Origin of the sequence: Candidatus Phyllobacterium onerii, from assembly GCF_028331445.1 — a bacterium.
Taxonomy (GTDB): domain Bacteria; phylum Pseudomonadota; class Alphaproteobacteria; order Rhizobiales; family Rhizobiaceae; genus Phyllobacterium; species Phyllobacterium onerii.
In genome coordinates this window covers 867,412-880,963 of sequence record NZ_JAQMHX010000001.1, presented here as the reverse complement: position 1 = coordinate 880,963, position 13,552 = coordinate 867,412, and the positions used below count along the sequence as shown (strand labels likewise).

Sequence of the window (13,552 nt, the reverse complement as noted above, 5' to 3'; positions counted from 1 at the left end):
ATTCGACTTGGCTTGCAGGAGGATGTTGTGTTGCTATACGACCCGCGTCCGCCTTGGCGCAGATAAACTTCGATGATCGATTGCATCTGTTCACTACTGACACTGTTGCGGCCTTTCACTCTCGCGCTTTCATGCTGCGATCCCTATATTCGTGATTGAATCGCCGCATGAAGGAGCCACCACTTGAAGACTGATCAGCCCGTTGTTCTTGTAACCGGTGGTGCAAAGCGGATCGGCAAGGCGATTGTCAAGGATCTGGCTGCACATGGCTTTGCTGTAGCGATCCACTGCAATCATTCCCGCGACGAGGGCGAAGAGCTTTTGACGGATATTTACGCGGCAGGTGGCACTGCGTGCGTGGTGCAGGCCGATCTCTCCGACAGCAATGCAGTGCGCCGGCTTGTTCGTGACGCACAGGATCAACTCGGTCCGGTGCAACTGCTGGTCAACAATGCCTCGATTTTTCAGGAAGACGGCATCGGTAATCTGTCCGACGACACAATCTGGGACCGGCATTTCGCCGTCCACGTCAAGGCACCCGTCCTGCTTGCGGATGCGATGGCAGCGGTGCTGCCAGCAGGCAAGGATGGTCTGGTGGTCAATATGATCGACCAGCGTGTCTGGAAGCTCACGCCGAAATTCATATCCTATACCTTGTCCAAATCGGCTTTGTGGACTGCCACGCAGACGCTTGCCCAGGCTCTCGCACCCCGGATCCGCGTCAACGGTATCGCACCTGGGCCAACCATGCCGAGTGACAGGCAAAGCCAGGCCGACTTCGATCGGCAGGTGAGCACGCTCCTTTTGAAACATGGGCCCGATCTGTCAGAATTCGGCCGCACGATCCGCTATCTATGGGAAGCCCCATCTATTACGGGGCAAATGATCGCTCTCGATGGCGGGCAGCATCTCGCATGGCAGACGCCTGATGTCTCAGGAATAGCAGAATGAACGACCCGGCAAATCAATCCAGCCCAAAACAGCTTCTCTCCGACGATGTGAAAGAAGACGATATCGATTTGCCCTCCGATGAGGATCTGGACGAACCAATCGAGGAAAGCAACGAACCTGTCCGGGACGTAGCGGCTCTGATCAGTGCAATCGAATGGGATTCGACGGTTGTCAGCGATGGAACAAGCGGCGCTGACGTGATCGCTGCGCTGGTCAAGCGCTTGCCAAACAAGCCGGGCGTCTATCGCATGTTCAACGAGGCTGGCGACGTGCTCTATGTGGGCAAAGCGCACAGCCTGAAGAAGCGTGTTTCCAACTATGCCCGCGGTCAGGGCCACAATAATCGCATCGCGCGGATGATCCGCGAAACCATGAAAATGGAGTTCGTCGTCACCCGCACAGAAACAGAAGCGCTGCTTCTGGAAGCCAATCTGATCAAACGCTTGCGGCCGCGGTTTAATGTGCTGATGCGGGACGACAAGTCGTTTCCGTACATCCTTCTCACGGCACCCAAACAGGCTGATCGGCGGCTCGCACCCGGAATTTTCAAGCATCGCGGCGCGCGCTCGAGCAAAGGCGATTATTTCGGACCCTTCGCATCAGCGGGCGCAGTCGGGCGCACGATCAATGCTCTGCAGCGTGCATTCCTTCTACGTACCTGTACGGATTCGTTCTATGAAAACCGGACGCGCCCTTGCCTGCTCTACCAGATCAAGCGCTGCTCCGGTCCCTGCACGGGAGAGATCAGCGAAGCGGACTATGACGAACTTGTCAGCGAAACCAAGGCGTTTCTTTCGGGTAAAAGCCAGGCTGTGAAGACGCATTTGTCGGATGCGATGCGCGAGGCTTCGGCAGATCTCGACTTCGAGCGCGCCGCCGTATATCGCGATCGCCTGTCAGCGTTATCGCACGTTCAGGCACATTCGGGCATCAATCCGCAATCGGTGGAGGAGGCCGACGTTTTCGCCATCTATCAGGACGGTGGCGTGACCTGCATCCAGGTGTTTTTCTTTCGAACCGGCCAGAACTGGGGCAACCGCGCCTATTATCCAAAGGCGGATTCGTCGCTCTCGGGCGCCGAAGTTCTCGGCGCATTCCTGTCGCAGTTCTATGATGACAAGCCCTGCCCTGCATTGATCATGCTTTCCGAAACGGTCGAAGATCAGGAATTGCTTGGCGTAGCGCTGACGGCGAAATCGGATCGCAAGGTCACGATCACAGTTCCGCAGCGCGGCGAGAAACGCGATCTGGTCGAGCATGCCCTCAGCAATGCGCGCGAAGCGCTTGGCCGCCAGTTGGCGGAGACCTCATCGCAATCACGCCTGCTCAAGGGCGTGGCCGAGACCTTCGGGCTGGAGAAAACACCGCGCCGCATCGAGGTTTACGACAACTCTCATATCATGGGCACCAACGCCATTGGCGCGATGATCGTGGCGGGTCCAGAAGGTTTCGTCAAAAACCAGTATCGCAAGTTCAACATCCGCTCGACCGAGATCACGCCGGGCGACGACTTTGGCATGATGCGCGAAGTGATCGAGCGGCGTTTCAGCCGATTGGTCAAGGAGCACGGTACGCCCGAAGCGAAGGATGCGCCGGCGGAGGATGTGGAGATCGATGAATTCGACGATGATTCCGATGCTTTCCCGGCTTGGCCTGACATAATCCTTATCGACGGCGGTCAAGGCCAGATGAGCGCGGTGCGCGGTATCCTGCAGGAGATGGGCATTGCCGACAAGGTAACCGCCATCGGCGTCGCCAAGGGCGTCGATCGCGACGCGGGGCGCGAACGGTTCTTCATGGAGGGCAAGCTATCCTTTACCCTTCCACCGCGTGATCCCGTGCTGTATTTTTTGCAGCGCCTTCGCGACGAGGCACACCGCTTTGCTATCGGCACGCACCGGGCCAAGCGCAAGAAAGAGATGGTAAAGAATCCGCTGGACGAAATCGCGGGAATCGGTCCTTCGCGAAAGCGCGCTTTGTTGCATCAATTTGGTACGGCAAAGGCGGTTTCGCGGGCGGCTGTCGAAGATTTGATGAAGGTCGACGGTATATCTGAAGCCATGGCCATTACAATTCGCGATCATTTTCGTACATAGGACTCTAACTATTGTAATCGGGACATAAATGCGCCCGACTCCCTGTTGATGAGCTTGACGTTTGGCGGTCGAACCCTTTTGATCGGCACTGATTTGATTGGTTGAAAATATGTCCAAAAACAACGCCTACTCTCTGCCGAATATTCTTACCTATGCCCGAATAATCGCCGTCCCTCTTGTGGTGGTATGCTTCTTTCTGGAAGGGCGCCTGCAATCTAGCGACGCGGCGCGCTGGGGCGCTCTGGCGATCTTCGCTATCGCCAGCATAACCGATTTCCTGGATGGCTATCTGGCACGCATCTGGAAGCAGACCTCGACCATCGGCCGCATGCTCGATCCCATTGCAGACAAGCTGCTCGTTTCTGCCTGTCTGCTCCTATTGGCGGCCGATGGAACGATCGCCGGCTGGTCGCTCTGGGCTGCCATCATCATCCTCTGCCGCGAAATTCTGGTGTCGGGCCTGCGCGAATATCTGGCGGAACTCAAGGTCAGCGTGCCAGTAAGCCAGCTTGCCAAGTGGAAGACCACGATTCAGATGGTTGCCATTGCATTTCTGCTGGCGGGACCTGCCGGCGACGAAATCGTCCCCGTGATCACCATATTGGGTATTATTCTATTGTGGATCGCAGCACTGATAACGCTGTACACTGGCTGGGATTATTTCCGGGCCGGGCTGAAACACGTGGTGGACTGACCAATGACCAAACTCGTCTATTTCGCATGGGTGCGTGAACGGATCGGCAAGGGCGAAGAATATCTCGACCTCGAACCCTCGATCGTCACGGTCAATGACCTGCTGACCCATCTAAAGTCCCGCGGTGAAGAATATGAATCAGCGCTTGAATACCAGGATGTGATCCGCGTCGCGATCAATCAGGAACATGTCGAACACGATGCGCCGATCAAGGGTGCACACGAGATCGCGCTTTTTCCGCCGATGACCGGGGGATAAGGCATGAGCACGGTCGAACCACTCATCCGGATCCAGGCTGAGGATTTCGATACAGCCGCCGAAATTGACCGGATGACCAGGAACCGCCGCGGTATCGGCGCGGTTGTGACATTCAACGGCCTTTGCCGGGATGAGGCCGGGACGCTGGCAGCACTTGAAATCGAACACTATCCAGGCATGGCGGAGATCGAAATTGGCCGTATCGCCGAAAAAACCCTGGACCGCTGGAGTTTAACGGGCCTGACCGTCGTCCATCGCTACGGTTTCATCAAACCTGGCGAGAACATCGTGCTTGTCGTCGCTGCCTCCGCTCACCGGCAGGCGGCTTTCGAGGCCGCGTCCTTTCTGATGGACTATTTGAAGAACGCTGCCCCTTTCTGGAAAAAGCAGCACCTCGTCAGTGGTGAAGTCAGCGACTGGGTCGAGGCGAAGGCAACCGACGAGGAAGCACTCAAGCGCTGGGAAAAAACCAAATGAACCGTGTCGCAGTTGGTTCACTCATCATCGGCTTTCTCGCCGTTCTGGTATTGCTGGTTTGGTCACTTTCCGCTCGCAGTGACGAACCGGGAGGCGAGATCAGGAATGTGACATGGCTTGCCGAAGACATCGACGGGCGCGGTGTCATCGATAATGCGCAAACGACACTGACGATCAATGCCGACGGATCTGCGAACGGATCGGGCGGTTGCAATCGCTTCACGACCAGCGCCACGATCGATGGATCCAATCTCTCTTTCAAACCGGCAGCTGCAACACGCATGATGTGTCCGCCTGCCCTGATGGATCAGGAACAAAAGTTCTTCTCCGCGCTTGAACGGACGCGGTCCTACGCAATCGATGCCGACACTGGCAAACTGCTTCTGCACGACGGCGCCGGAAAAACTATCGTCAAACTCGCGCAGCAAAACTGATTGGTTCAAAATAAAAAGCCGGGCATTTGCCCGGCTTTCTCATTCGTATGGCAGAATATCAGCCCACGATTTCAGTACCGGAAAACCAGTAGGCAATTTCTTCCGCAGCAGTCTCAGGGGCATCGGAACCATGAACCGAGTTCTCGCCGATCGAGAGGGCAAAAATCTTGCGGATCGTGCCTTCGTCAGCATTGGCCGGGTTGGTCGCGCCCATGATTTCACGGTTGCGGGCAATGGCGTTCTCGCCTTCGAGAACCTGAACGATAGTCGGGCCCGAGGACATGGACTCAACCAGCTCACCGAAGAATGGACGCTCCTTATGCACCGCGTAGAAGCCTTCGGCTTCGCGGCGGCTCATCCACACGCGCTTGGAAGCTACAACGCGAAGGCCAGCCTCCTCAAACTTCTGGGTGATGGCACCGGTGAGATTGCGGCGGGTCGCGTCGGGCTTGATCATCGAAAAAGTGCGTTCAATTGCCATTTGGTGAAACCTTGTCATTTGGGGGAATGGTGGCGCTCTATAGCGTCAGGCAGCCCATTTGCCAATAGACCTTTTGCCAATCCATTGCGGTAGCAGACTATTTCAACGTCGTTTGGGCACCGGTTCCCTCGCGGGTACTACGCTACGCTTGCCAATCGTCAGTGCTGCAATAACCGCACTCAGGGCAGCAAGGCTCGCTGCTCCAAACATGATGAGCCGGTAGGCATCGGTGAGAGCATTAGCGTCCATGGAGGAAAGTTCCGATCCGCCGAAGGCAAGCCCCAGAGCCGCGACTGCTACAAGCCCCCCGCCCCGTGCCGCCGCATTGTTGACGCCGGATGCCGTGCCGCTTTTTTCATCCGGCGCGGAATCGAAGACGGTGGTCGTCAGCGGCGGAATGCTAAGCGTCATGCCTAGGCCAACGACGATCAGTCCAGGCAGGAAGCCCATCCAATAGCCCGGATACTTGCCGGACAGACCCAGGATCACGAAGCCAAGCCCCGTAGCCAAAGGGCCGATTATCAGCGGTATCCGCGCCCCGATCCGTTCGACCAGCCCTCCGGTCCAGCGCGATCCAATCCCCATGATCAGCGAAAATGGCAACAACGCCGCCCCTGCCGCGGTCGCGCTATACTTATGGACCTCGATCAACAGAAACGGCAGCAAAAACAAGGCTGCGCTGAGCGCGGCATACAACAGCACCGTGATGCCGTTGGCACCCGCAAAATCTCGATCGCGGAACAGTGACAGCGCCATAATCGGCGCGACGGAGTGAGCTTCAGCAACAACGAACAGCACACCCACAGGAATGGCCGCAGCGATGGCGAGCCATCCGATCAAACCGTTACCCCCACCGGACGCAATCAAACCGTAGCAGAGTAGTCCGAGAGCCAGTACCACAAGCATGGAGCCGCGCAGGTCAAGGGGGTCCGATGCACCGTTGCTACGATAGTCGGACGGCAACTTCCAGGCGAAGAACAACGCGATGGCGGCAATCGGTGGATTGATGAAAAAGATTGAACGCCAGCCCACCGTATCGACCAGCCAGCCACCGAATGGAGGCCCCAGTGCCATCGTGAGAGCACCCGCCGCCGCCCACGTTCCGATCGCCCGCCCGCGCGCCTCTCCCCTGAAGGCAGCACTGATAATCGCAAGACTGGCGGGCACGAGCATCGCAGCACTCGCGCCCTGCAACAGCCGCATCGCTATCAGCCATCCGGCCGATGGCGCCAAACCGCATCCCATCGAGGCAACAGCAAAGCCCATGAGGCCGACGATGAAAATGCGTCGCCGGCCGAAACGATCACCAACCGACCCGCCGAGCAAAATGAGACTCGCAAGCATCAGCATATAGCCATTGACCACCCACTGCATGGTGGCGAGGCTCGATCCAAAACTCCCCTGAATCGCGGGGAGTGCGACGTTCACGACGGAACTGTCGATGAAGCCCAGGCTCGAGCCGAGAATCGTGGCGGGCAGAACCCAATGGGTCTTGCTTTTCGACCCTCTCGGCGGTTTCACATCAGGCGTTTCGCAGGGGAGGAGTTGCGGACCGGTCATTTCATTTCTCGCGGCAAAATGATTTCCATGGAAACACCTCCTCCTTCAGATATCATCATGTCAATAACGCCCACCTTATTTACAGAAAGCCGATGTAATGGAACAGCATTTCAGGATGCTTGCCGCATATAATCGCTGGGTAAACCAACGGCTCTATGCCGCGGCAGCCGAGCTCGACGATGAAGAATACCGGCGCGACGTGCGGGCATTCTTCACTTCGCTGCACGGCACCCTGAACCATCTGCTGGTGACTGATCGTATCTGGCTCTACCGCTTCACCGGCGAAGGCGATGCACCAAAGGCGCTAGATGCGACCCTTTTTGAAAAACTGGACGCGTTGAAGGTTGCACGAGAAGAAGAGGATGCGCGCATTATCGACTGGGTCAACACCCTGGACAGCTCGGATATTGCCGGACGCTTCACCTATACGACGGTCAGCGACATGCGAACGATCAGCCAGCGTCTTGCTCCGGCATTGGCGCATCTTTTCAATCACCAGACGCACCATCGTGGTCAGGCACACGCAATTTTGACGGCGCTCGGCAAAGCTGCACCGTCGTTCGATCTCATTCAGTTCCAGCGAACGGAAGAAGGCAGACCTTATTCATAAGGTGTTGTGACGTCTCTTTACCTCAAGCGCACGGCAGATATGCAACAGTACAGTCTTGCGGAAAAGGCATTTCCCGTGCAAAAGCGCGGCCATGCTTATTCTCGACGATATTTCCGTGCGTATGGCCGGCCGTCTGCTCATCGACCACGCCAGCCTGAATCTGCCATCCGGCACCAAGGCTGGACTGGTCGGGCGTAATGGCGCGGGCAAATCAACGCTGTTCAAAGTGATTACCGGTGAACTTCACGCCGAGACCGGCGATTTCTTCCTGCCGAAGAACATCAAGATCGGTCAGGTGGCGCAGGAAGCGCCGGGCACCGAGGATTCCCTCATCGAGATCGTGCTCGCCGCCGATACCGAGCGCACTGATTTGCTGGCAGAGGCCGAGACAGCCACCGACCCGCACCGTATCGCCGATATCCATATTCGGCTTGCGGATATCGATGCGCATTCAGCCGAAGCGCGCGCCGGCGCGATCCTCTCGGGTCTTGGCTTCGACGCGGAAGCGCAGAAGCGTCCGGCATCATCATTCTCGGGCGGCTGGAGGATGCGCGTAGCTCTCGCAGCGGTCCTTTTCGCAGAGCCAGATTTGCTGCTGCTCGACGAGCCGACCAACTATCTCGATCTTGAAGGCACACTGTGGCTCGAGGATTATGTTCGGCGTTATCCGCACACAGTGATCCTGATCAGCCACGACCGCGACCTTCTGAACTCCGCGGTGAACTCGATCATCCATCTCGACCAGACCAAGCTGACGCTGTGGCAGGGCAACTACGATCAATTCGAGAAACTTCGCAGCGAAGCACTCGAATTGCAGCAGAAGCAGCGCGTGAAGCAGGAAGCACAACGGAGCCACATGGAGGCTTTCGTCGAGCGTTTCCGTGCCAAGGCATCCAAAGCCAAGCAGGCGCAGTCCCGCCTGAAGGCACTGCAGAAGCTGAAGCCGATTTCCGCTCACATTGAAGATCACGTGATGCCATTTCATTTTCCGGAACCGGAAAAAGTGGTGGCTTCGCCTATTATCGCCATTGAGAGCGGCGAAGTCGGCTACACGCCGGGCAAACCCATTCTCAAGCATCTCAATCTGCGTATCGATGCGGATGACCGCATTGCCCTGCTCGGCTCGAACGGCAATGGTAAGTCGACGCTTGCCAAGCTTATTGGCGGTCGCCTGCCCTTGCAAAAAGGCAAGATCACCGTCGCGCCGAACCTGAAAATCTCGTTCTTCGCCCAGCATCAACTCGATGATCTGATCCCCGAGGACAATGCGATCGAGCATGTGCGCAAATTAATGCCGGACGCGCCGGAGTCCAAGGTACGCGCGCGCGTGTCGCGCATGGGTCTGGCCACGGTCAAGATGAACACGGCGGCAAAAGATCTTTCCGGCGGTGAAAAAGCCCGGCTTTTGATGGGGCTTGCCACCTTCCAGGGTCCGAACCTGCTCATCCTCGACGAGCCGACGAACCATCTCGACATCGACAGCCGTGAAGCACTGATGCACGCGCTGAACGATTTCGATGGCGCCGTCATCCTGATCGCCCATGATCGCCATTTGATCGAAGCAACCATGGACCGGCTTTGGCTGGTTCGCGATGGCGGTGTCGCGCCTTACGATGGCGATCTCGATGCCTATCGCTCGCTGGTGTTGGCCGATGCGAAAGCGGAGCGGTCGGGCAACAAGATCGTGGTCGAAGAGGGCCAGAAACTGAGTAAGGCCGAGCAACGCAAGCTTGCCGCGCAGAAGCGTGAAGCTTTGAAGCCTTTGCAAAAGAAGATCCAGGAAGCGGAAGCACAGGTGCATCGTTTCCAGAAGAAGATCGACTCGCTGCAGATTCAGCTTGCCGATCCGGTCATCTATACGCGCGAACCGGCCAAGGCGACGCAGATCGGCAAGGAAATCGGCTATGCCAAGTCTTCGCTTGCCCGCGCGGAAGAAGAGTGGCTGACACTTTCCGGCGAATATGAAGAGGCGATGACCGAACTGGCGCAGTAGCGCCAGTTTCAAGCATCGGGCTTCGGAATAACGGCGGTTGTATAAAGGCAATATACCTGCCAGCCGAGCGGTTCATAGAGTGCACGGCCATCAGGCGTTGCCACGAGTGCCGCCCGTTGTATGCCTTTTTCATGGGAAAGCATTTCCAGCCGCTTCATGACAGACCGGCCGAGCCCCTTGCGGCGATGGTTCTCATGGGTACTTATCCGATCATAGACAGCCAATTCCCCAGGAAATCCTATCCTTCCCGTGGCCGCGACCTCCCCGGCCCTGTCAAGGACATTGACGATGGTTACGCCATCATACACCTGATGGTCATATACAAAGCCATCCGGCAATGAGGTGGTTTCGCTTTGCATGGGGCCAGACAGCAACATCATGAATGCGGGAGATTGAATATGCCAACGCGCCGGCAGATTCGGCTGGACAAGCTCCGGCGGCGCACAGACCTTCAGAAAGATCGCCGGCTCGGATATGGCCTCGGCATGCTGACGGACCCAATCGGAATAATCTGAGAAAACATAGCGCCTCAACTGGTCCGGAAGACCAACTTCGACACGATAGCCCCCGTTCTCGAAAACGGGCGCCGCCACCTGACGGGTTAGCGCCCATCCCTCGACCCATGTCCTGACGATTGCAGGATCGGCCCTCAAATCTCGCTCATCAATTGCCATCGGTGATCTATAGCCGTTTTTGCATTTCGATCGCCAGTAGAGTTTTCTTGCGCGTTGGCAAGGCGAACCCGGCCACGAAAGCACCAACGCCGATGACGGTCGAAACGGCAAAGACAATTATCGTGGCGTCGCGCAGGGCCGCCGGTGTCGTGGCTTCAGGATAGCCCACGGCATTGGCAACGAGACCAGCGAGAGCGGCACCGATCGCATAACCAACGGATTGCAGGGTCGGCAACAGGGCCGAGGCGCGGTCACGTTCGCCGCTTCGCGCTGATTCCATGACCGACTGGCTGAGAAAACCCCAGCTGACACCAAAACCGGTGCCAATGGCGATCTGACCCAGCATTACGACCAACGGCCTATCGACGAAGAAGCCGAAGACGATGGTGGCAAGGCCGGCAACGAGAAGAGTTGGCCCGAGCCGGATCAACCATGCACGGCGGCGCTGGTCCTGTATGTTGGCAACGAAGATGGCAACGGTACTCCAAGCAATGGCGAACGTGGCACTGAACGCACCTGCCTTTGTCGGGCCATAACCCCAGAGGTTCTGTAGGGTCATCACCAGGTAAACGGACGTCGAGGCTTGTGCAACCGGCATGAGCAGGACAATCCATAGGCCAATGCCGACAGTGGAATTCAGAGCGAATGCATCGGACGGAAAGAGGGGTGTGCGGCTGCGCCGGTCGACGATGACTACCGAGGCCAGAACTGTTGCAGCACCCAGAACAAACAGCACTTCCGTCGCAACCGTCTGCATGATGCTGGCAAAGGCGACCAGCATGATACCGAACCCGATGGCCGCCAACCGGAGGAACGGTACGGACAGGCGTGCGATCTCGCCGGAAAACCTGGGCACGATATAGAAGACCAGTGCAATGAATATCAGGGCCAAAGGCACATTGACGAGGAACGCGGCACGCCACGACAGATGTTCGGTAAGCAGACCCGAGACCAACGGCCCACCGAAGGCAGCCACCGCCCAAACGACGGCCTCAGCGCCGAAAACTTTGGAAACGAGCCGCGAGGGGAAAAGTTCGGGAATAAGTGCGTAGCAAATCGCGGCGATGATGCCCTCGCCAAGTCCTTGAAACGCACGTCCGATCAATACCTCGGTCATCGACGAAGCGAACGCTGCGATGAGCGTGCCCGCAAGAAACACCAGCGCGGCGCCCACCAGCGCCATCCTCGCGCCTACTCGGGCCTTCAGCAATGCGCCACTGGCGCCGCCGACAATGGAGAGGACGAGATAGAGGGTGAAAGCCCAGGAAATCAGCTCGAGTCCGCCAATTTCGCGCACTGCCGTCGGAAGTGATGTGGAAACCAGGAAACCATTGAAGGCGAACAGCGCTACACCAAGGCATAGCGTCAGGGTCGCCGCCGAATATGACGGGCTCAAGAGCTCCGACCAGCTGGTACTGCCGGTTTCTTCTGTCGTCTCGTGCATGGCACTTCCTCAATTTAACAAGTTTTATATTTTTATATTCCTCCTAATAAAACAAGCAATAGCTTTTTAAATTTTTCTTGCTATCTTATGTCCATGCAGGATCGCACGACAAATCGCATGCTTTATTCGCTGAAAGTGGCCGGAGCGCAGAGCGCCGCGGTACTGGCCGACCGGCTTGGCGTTACCCCCGTGGCGGTGCGGCAGATGCTTACACGTCTCCACGAGGACGGTCTTGTGGCTTTCGAAGATAGCCGGGAGAGTGTCGGAAGGCCCAAGCGCTTCTGGCATTTGACCGATGCGGGAAACGCCCAATTTCCCGACAACCATGCCGAATTGACAGTGGACCTTCTGGCGTCGGTGTCAGCAGTCTTTGGTGATGCCGGTCTCGACCAGTTGATTTCCCATCGCGAAAAATCGACCCTCACCCAATACCGCTCGGCGCTTGCGTCGATTACGTCGCTGGAACTGAAAGTCCAACAACTCGCAGAAATTCGTTCGGCAGAGGGCTACATGGCCGAAGTCGGCCGGGACGCGGGCGGCGATCTTGTCCTGATCGAGAATCACTGCCCTATCTGCGTAGCGGCCAAAGCCTGCCAGAAGTTATGCCGGTCAGAGCTCGAGGTGTTTCAGGCGGCGCTTGGGCCGAATGTCGAGGTCAAACGTTTCGAGCACATATTGAAAGGTGCCCGGCGCTGTGCCTACCGCATCGTCGAAAAGCACAATGAGGATCGTCAGTTGGCGATGAAACTGTAAAGCATGGGGCTCATATAGTTGTTGCCCACACGCCAGTAATCACGCAGCGGCCCGCCCTCGCATGCGAATCCAAGTCGCGTCACCAGCCTGATGGACGGGGCATTGTCGGGATGAATAACTGCTGCGATGCGGTGGGTATTCAGCTTACCGAGGCAATGGGACATCACCGCTTGGATCCCTTCGCTCATTAGTCCCCGGCCGTGCCATTCCGATCGAAGAATGTAGCCGATCTCCAAGCGGCGATTGAGCGGCTCACGGTGATGATAATTGACCATGCCGATGCAATTATCGCTGTCCTTTTCGGCAACCGCCCAAGCGATGGATTCATTGGGTGACGTGGTTTTGGCGAGCACCCGTACCCAGCTCCGCGTTTCCTGAATATTCTTGCAGGCAGAAAAATCCCAGTAGCGCACGAGATTTGCATCTCCAATACAGGCGTGGAGCCCGGCATCATCCTTTGGCTCGAATCGGCGCAACCGAAGTCTTTCGGTAAGGATCTTTGGAAACGTCCCTGCCTGATCCACCATCATCTGCCCCACTTGGGCGGAGGCGGTACGTTGCTTGCTGCTGCCTTGCGACTGCGTCTCAGGCGAACGAGCCCAAAAAGACTGATCACAATCAGCGCGATGCCAGCAGGCATGGCTCGCCAGTCGACGGCGGCAGCGCCCTTGCGCAAGACAAGATCAACCTCCGCCACCTCCAGGCCGTCGAAATCGCCAGGTCCGATGGTGAAGACGTAATCGCCATCTTCGACCGGATCGATATCTCCGATGCCGTCGCGATAGACCTGCGGGCCCTGCGGTGAGCCCCTGTTGGCCGCTTTGCTGTTCTCGTAGTTCAAGGTCTTGACAAGAACGTCCTTGCCTTGCCGCGTGACGACGGCCGTCAGCGCCGAGCGCCCGACGGAAGGGACGAAATTCCGCAAAGGCTGCATGTCGACGAAGGCGCGCACCGGAGCGTCGCCCGCGGTCAAAGTTACGGTGACAGGTTTGTAGGGACCGGGACGATCATAGACGCGCCATGACCCGATTTCTTCTCCCGAGAAATTGCCGACCACCCAAGGATATCCAATCCCGAGCACGATTCCAGCGATCAAGAGGAGTAGCAAAAGCGGACGCATCAACAGT

The 13,552-nt window shown here is 57.3% G+C and carries 15 protein-coding genes; 9 read left to right on the top strand and 6 right to left on the bottom strand.

Annotated features, from left to right (window positions below; genetic code table 11):
- Positions 1-183 precede the first annotated feature (183 nt).
- The 6 genes from PHA01_RS04200 to PHA01_RS04175 all read left to right on the top strand — a co-directional run bounded on the left by PHA01_RS04200 (position 184) and on the right by PHA01_RS04175 (position 4,910).
- Positions 184-951, top strand: coding sequence for an SDR family oxidoreductase (locus tag PHA01_RS04200; protein WP_271893548.1), 768 nt, complete (start codon positions 184-186; stop codon positions 949-951).
- The gene (uvrC, locus tag PHA01_RS04195) at positions 948-3,047 is read left to right on the top strand and encodes an excinuclease ABC subunit UvrC (protein ID WP_271893546.1); all 2,100 of its coding nucleotides are present in this window, start codon (positions 948-950) and stop codon (positions 3,045-3,047) included. Before PHA01_RS04200 ends, uvrC begins: the two co-directional genes overlap by 4 nt.
- 109 nt (positions 3,048-3,156) lie before the next feature.
- Complete coding sequence (gene pgsA / locus PHA01_RS04190) at positions 3,157-3,741, top strand: CDP-diacylglycerol--glycerol-3-phosphate 3-phosphatidyltransferase (RefSeq protein ID WP_112527913.1); 585 nt, start codon at positions 3,157-3,159, stop codon at positions 3,739-3,741.
- A gap of 3 nt (positions 3,742-3,744) precedes the next feature.
- Positions 3,745-3,999 carry a molybdopterin converting factor subunit 1 gene (gene moaD, locus PHA01_RS04185; protein ID WP_112527909.1) on the top strand — a complete coding sequence of 85 codons (255 nt, stop codon included), beginning with the start codon at positions 3,745-3,747 and terminating at the stop codon, positions 3,997-3,999.
- Positions 4,000-4,002: 3 nt separating this feature from the next.
- On the top strand, positions 4,003-4,476 hold the full coding sequence (locus tag PHA01_RS04180; protein ID WP_271893544.1) for a molybdenum cofactor biosynthesis protein MoaE: 474 nt from the start codon (positions 4,003-4,005) through the stop codon (positions 4,474-4,476).
- Complete coding sequence (locus PHA01_RS04175) at positions 4,473-4,910, top strand: META domain-containing protein (RefSeq protein WP_271893542.1); 438 nt, start codon at positions 4,473-4,475, stop codon at positions 4,908-4,910. Before PHA01_RS04180 ends, PHA01_RS04175 begins: the two co-directional genes overlap by 4 nt.
- A 58-nt stretch (positions 4,911-4,968) precedes the next feature.
- Here PHA01_RS04175 and ndk read toward each other — a convergent pair whose 3' ends face one another.
- Both ndk and PHA01_RS04165 read right to left on the bottom strand, forming a co-directional pair.
- Positions 4,969-5,391, bottom strand: a complete 423-nt coding sequence (gene ndk, locus PHA01_RS04170) for a nucleoside-diphosphate kinase (protein ID WP_112527903.1) — start codon at positions 5,389-5,391, stop codon at positions 4,969-4,971.
- A gap of 102 nt (positions 5,392-5,493) precedes the next feature.
- Positions 5,494-6,951: an MFS transporter gene (locus PHA01_RS04165; protein ID WP_271893539.1), complete on the bottom strand. Its 1,458-nt coding sequence runs from the start codon at positions 6,949-6,951 to the stop codon at positions 5,494-5,496.
- A gap of 97 nt (positions 6,952-7,048) precedes the next feature.
- On the opposite strand from PHA01_RS04165, the gene PHA01_RS04160 reads away from it, so the two are divergent.
- Both PHA01_RS04160 and PHA01_RS04155 read left to right on the top strand, forming a co-directional pair.
- Positions 7,049-7,561 (top strand): DinB family protein, encoded by a 513-nt coding sequence (locus PHA01_RS04160; protein ID WP_271893536.1) that lies wholly within the window; start codon positions 7,049-7,051, stop codon positions 7,559-7,561.
- 91 nt (positions 7,562-7,652) lie between these two features.
- Complete coding sequence (locus PHA01_RS04155) at positions 7,653-9,554, top strand: ABC-F family ATP-binding cassette domain-containing protein (protein WP_224505725.1); 1,902 nt, start codon at positions 7,653-7,655, stop codon at positions 9,552-9,554.
- An 8-nt stretch (positions 9,555-9,562) separates the two neighbouring features.
- On the opposite strand, the gene PHA01_RS04150 is transcribed toward PHA01_RS04155, so the two are convergent.
- Together PHA01_RS04150 and PHA01_RS04145 are read right to left on the bottom strand one after the other, a co-directional pair.
- A complete protein-coding gene (locus PHA01_RS04150) occupies positions 9,563-10,228 on the bottom strand; it encodes a GNAT family N-acetyltransferase (RefSeq protein ID WP_271893534.1) in 666 nt (221 codons plus the stop codon).
- Between the two features lie 7 nt (positions 10,229-10,235).
- The gene (locus PHA01_RS04145) at positions 10,236-11,672 is read right to left on the bottom strand and encodes an MFS transporter (RefSeq protein WP_271893531.1); all 1,437 of its coding nucleotides are present in this window, start codon (positions 11,670-11,672) and stop codon (positions 10,236-10,238) included.
- A gap of 117 nt (positions 11,673-11,789) precedes the next feature.
- Between PHA01_RS04145 and PHA01_RS04140 the strand changes: the two genes are divergently transcribed.
- Positions 11,790-12,425, top strand: coding sequence for a helix-turn-helix transcriptional regulator (locus PHA01_RS04140; RefSeq protein ID WP_271893528.1), 636 nt, complete (start codon positions 11,790-11,792; stop codon positions 12,423-12,425).
- On the opposite strand, the gene PHA01_RS04135 is transcribed toward PHA01_RS04140, so the two are convergent.
- Both PHA01_RS04135 and PHA01_RS04130 read right to left on the bottom strand, forming a co-directional pair.
- A complete protein-coding gene (locus PHA01_RS04135) occupies positions 12,404-12,955 on the bottom strand; it encodes a GNAT family N-acetyltransferase (protein ID WP_271893525.1) in 552 nt (183 codons plus the stop codon). The genes PHA01_RS04140 and PHA01_RS04135 overlap by 22 nt on opposite strands.
- Positions 12,952-13,545 carry a hypothetical protein gene (locus tag PHA01_RS04130; RefSeq protein ID WP_271893523.1) on the bottom strand — a complete coding sequence of 198 codons (594 nt, stop codon included), beginning with the start codon at positions 13,543-13,545 and terminating at the stop codon, positions 12,952-12,954. Before PHA01_RS04130 ends, PHA01_RS04135 begins: the two co-directional genes overlap by 4 nt.
- Between the last annotated feature and the right edge of the window lie 7 nt (positions 13,546-13,552).

What these genes read in the sequence shown, in the direction of transcription:
- uvrC (WP_271893546.1), top strand. Translation starts at nt 948, where the DNA reads ATGAACGACCCGGCAAATCAATCCAGCCCAAAACAGCTTCTCTCCGAC.
- pgsA (WP_112527913.1), top strand. Translation starts at nt 3,157, where the DNA reads ATGTCCAAAAACAACGCCTACTCTCTGCCGAATATTCTTACCTATGCC.
- moaD (WP_112527909.1), top strand. Translation starts at nt 3,745, where the DNA reads ATGACCAAACTCGTCTATTTCGCATGGGTGCGTGAACGGATCGGCAAG.
- PHA01_RS04180 (WP_271893544.1), top strand. Translation starts at nt 4,003, where the DNA reads ATGAGCACGGTCGAACCACTCATCCGGATCCAGGCTGAGGATTTCGAT.
- PHA01_RS04175 (WP_271893542.1), top strand. Translation starts at nt 4,473, where the DNA reads ATGAACCGTGTCGCAGTTGGTTCACTCATCATCGGCTTTCTCGCCGTT.
- ndk (WP_112527903.1), bottom strand. Translation starts at nt 5,391, where the DNA reads ATGGCAATTGAACGCACTTTTTCGATGATCAAGCCCGACGCGACCCGC.
- PHA01_RS04165 (WP_271893539.1), bottom strand. Translation starts at nt 6,951, where the DNA reads ATGACCGGTCCGCAACTCCTCCCCTGCGAAACGCCTGATGTGAAACCG.
- PHA01_RS04160 (WP_271893536.1), top strand. Translation starts at nt 7,049, where the DNA reads ATGGAACAGCATTTCAGGATGCTTGCCGCATATAATCGCTGGGTAAAC.
- PHA01_RS04155 (WP_224505725.1), top strand. Translation starts at nt 7,653, where the DNA reads ATGCTTATTCTCGACGATATTTCCGTGCGTATGGCCGGCCGTCTGCTC.
- PHA01_RS04150 (WP_271893534.1), bottom strand. Translation starts at nt 10,228, where the DNA reads ATGGCAATTGATGAGCGAGATTTGAGGGCCGATCCTGCAATCGTCAGG.
- PHA01_RS04145 (WP_271893531.1), bottom strand. Translation starts at nt 11,672, where the DNA reads ATGCACGAGACGACAGAAGAAACCGGCAGTACCAGCTGGTCGGAGCTC.
- PHA01_RS04140 (WP_271893528.1), top strand. Translation starts at nt 11,790, where the DNA reads ATGCTTTATTCGCTGAAAGTGGCCGGAGCGCAGAGCGCCGCGGTACTG.
- PHA01_RS04135 (WP_271893525.1), bottom strand. Translation starts at nt 12,955, where the DNA reads ATGATGGTGGATCAGGCAGGGACGTTTCCAAAGATCCTTACCGAAAGA.
- PHA01_RS04130 (WP_271893523.1), bottom strand. Translation starts at nt 13,545, where the DNA reads ATGCGTCCGCTTTTGCTACTCCTCTTGATCGCTGGAATCGTGCTCGGG.